General features: G+C 67.7%; 2 protein-coding genes. Both read left to right on the forward strand.

Features of this window, described 5'->3' with window-relative positions; all coding sequences use genetic code 11:
* Positions 1–4 precede the first annotated feature (4 nt).
* Positions 5–1,399, forward strand: coding sequence for a cytochrome ubiquinol oxidase subunit I (locus AC1DTW_RS28060; protein ID WP_477985313.1), 1,395 nt, complete (start codon positions 5–7; stop codon positions 1,397–1,399).
* Between the two features lie 5 nt (positions 1,400–1,404).
* The coding region (locus AC1DTW_RS28065) for a cytochrome d ubiquinol oxidase subunit II (protein ID WP_477985315.1) at positions 1,405–2,396 on the forward strand (992 nt) is incomplete at its 3' end.

Raw genomic sequence — 2,396 nt, forward strand, 5'->3', positions numbered from 1 at the left:
ATGGATGGACCCCCTGATCCTCGCCCGCATGCAGTTCGCGGCCAACATCACCTTCCACATCCTGTTCCCGACGATCAGCATCGGCATGGGCTGGTTGCTGCTGTTCTTCCGGCTGCGCTGGCTGAAGACACATCAAGGACCCGACAAGGCCGCCGCGCAGGGCTGGCTCGACGCCTACCGTTTCTGGACCAAGGTGTTCGCGCTCAGCTTCGCGCTCGGCGTCGTCAGCGGCATCACGATGAGCTTCCAGTTCGGCACCAACTGGCCCGGCTTCATGGAGCACGCCGGCAACATCGCCGGGCCGCTGCTCGGCTACGAGGTGCTGACCGCGTTCTTCCTCGAGGCCGGCTTCCTCGGCATCATGCTGTTCGGGCACGGCAAGGTCAGCGAGCGGGTGCACCTGATGTCGACGTTCTTCGTCGCGTTCGGCACCACGCTGTCGGCGTTCTGGATCCTGGCGCTGAACTCCTGGATGCAGACCCCCGCCGGGCACGAGATCATCGACGGCGTCTACCACGTCAAGAGCTGGGTCGAGGTGATCTTCAACCCCTCGTTCCCGTATCGCTTCACGCACATGGTGCTCGCCTCGGCGCTGACCTGCGCGTTCCTGATCACCGGCCTGTCGGCCTGGCAGCTGCTGCGCGGCGTCGGCCAGCGCTCGGCGCCGCGCGTGCTGCGCGTCGGCCTCACGCTCGCGGCGCTGCTGATCCCGGTGCAGATCTTCGTCGGCGACGAACACGGCCTGAACACGCTCGAGCACCAGCCGGCGAAGATCGCCGCGATGGAGGGCGTCTGGGAGACCGAGCGCGGCGCGCCGCTGCTGCTGTTCGCGATCCCCGACGCGGCGCAGCGCAAGAACCACCTCGAGATCGCGATCCCGAGGGGCGCGAGCCTGATCCTGAAGCACGACCCGGACGGCGAGATCCGCGGGCTGAACTCGTTCGGCGATGCGCACCCGCCGCCGCTGGCGCTGTTCTTCGCCTTCCGCGTCATGGTCGGCATGGGCCTGCTGATGCTCGCGACGAGCTGGTTCGGCTGGTGGAGCTACCGCCGCGCGCGGTGGCAGCCCGCGCGATTGCCGCGCGCGTTGCTGTGGCTGTTCGCGGCGATGACGTTCTCCGGCTGGGTCGCAACCGTCGCCGGCTGGTACGTCACCGAGATCGGCCGCCAGCCGTTCATCGTCTACGGGCTGCTGCGCACCGCCGAGGTGGTCTCCAAGACGGCAAGCTCGCCGATGATCGGCCTGACGCTGACGCTGTACATCACGCTGTACCTCGCGCTGATCGTCGCCTACGTGACGGTGCTGAAGTACCTGGCCGAGAAGCCCGAGGAGGCGATCGAAGCGGATGCCAGAGACGAGGCCGCGAGGCCGATCGTCACTGCGGGGGGAACGGCATGAATTGGATGAGCTTCGATACGGCGCTGCCGATCATCTTCATGGCGTTGATGGGCGTCTCGATGCTCGTCTACGTCGTCAGCGACGGCTACGACCTCGGCGTGGGCATGCTGATGCACCGCGCGACCGACGCCGAGAAGGACGTGATGATCGCCTCGATCGGCCCGTTCTGGGATGCCAACGAGACCTGGCTCGTGCTCGGCGTGGGCATCCTGCTGATCGCGTTCCCGCGCGCGCACGGCGTCGTGCTCGGCGAGCTCTACCTGCCGGTCGCGCTGATGCTGGTCGGGCTGACCCTGCGCGGCGTGGCGTTCGACTTCCGCGTGAAGGCCAGGGACACGCACAAGCAGACCTGGGACCGCCTGTTCTTCGCCGGCTCGACGCTGGCCGCGGTCGCGCAGGGCTGGATGCTGGGGCGCTATGTCAGCGGCTTCGGCAGCGGCTGGAACTACCCGCTGTTCGCCGCGGCGATCGCGGCCGCGCTGCCGATGGCCTATGTGCTGATGGGCGCGACCTGGCTGATCATGAAGACCGAGGGCGAGCTGCAGGAGCGCGCGGTTCAGTGGGCCCGGATCGCCTGGTGGCCGATGGTCCTGGGGCTGGTGCTGATCTCGATGGCCACGCCCTGGGTCAGCGATGTGGTGCGCGAACGCTGGTTCGCGCTGCCCGAGATCATCGCGCTGATGGCGATCCCGCTGATGACCGGCGTCGCGTTGCTCGCGGTGCGCGGGTTGCTGCATTCGCGCGCGGTGCGCGGTGCGGTGTGCTGGCTGCCGTTCGTGCTTCTGATCGTCGTGTTCGTGCTCGGCTTCCTCGGGCTGGCCTACAGCATCTACCCGTTCGTCGTGATCGGCCAGCTGACGATCTGGCAGGCCGCGAGCAGCCCCGCGGCACTGAAGGTGATCCTGATCGGCGTGTGCATCTCGGTGCCGGCGATCGCCGGCTACACGGTGCTGTCGTACCGCGTCTTCCGCGGCAAGACCGGCGAGCTGAAGTACGC

Source organism: Rhizobacter sp. P5_A1 (genome assembly GCF_056400745.1).

Coding starts and splice junctions, on each gene's coding strand:
- AC1DTW_RS28060 (WP_477985313.1), top strand. CDS start 5: ATGGACCCCCTGATCCTCGCCCGCATGCAGTTCGCGGCCAACATCACC.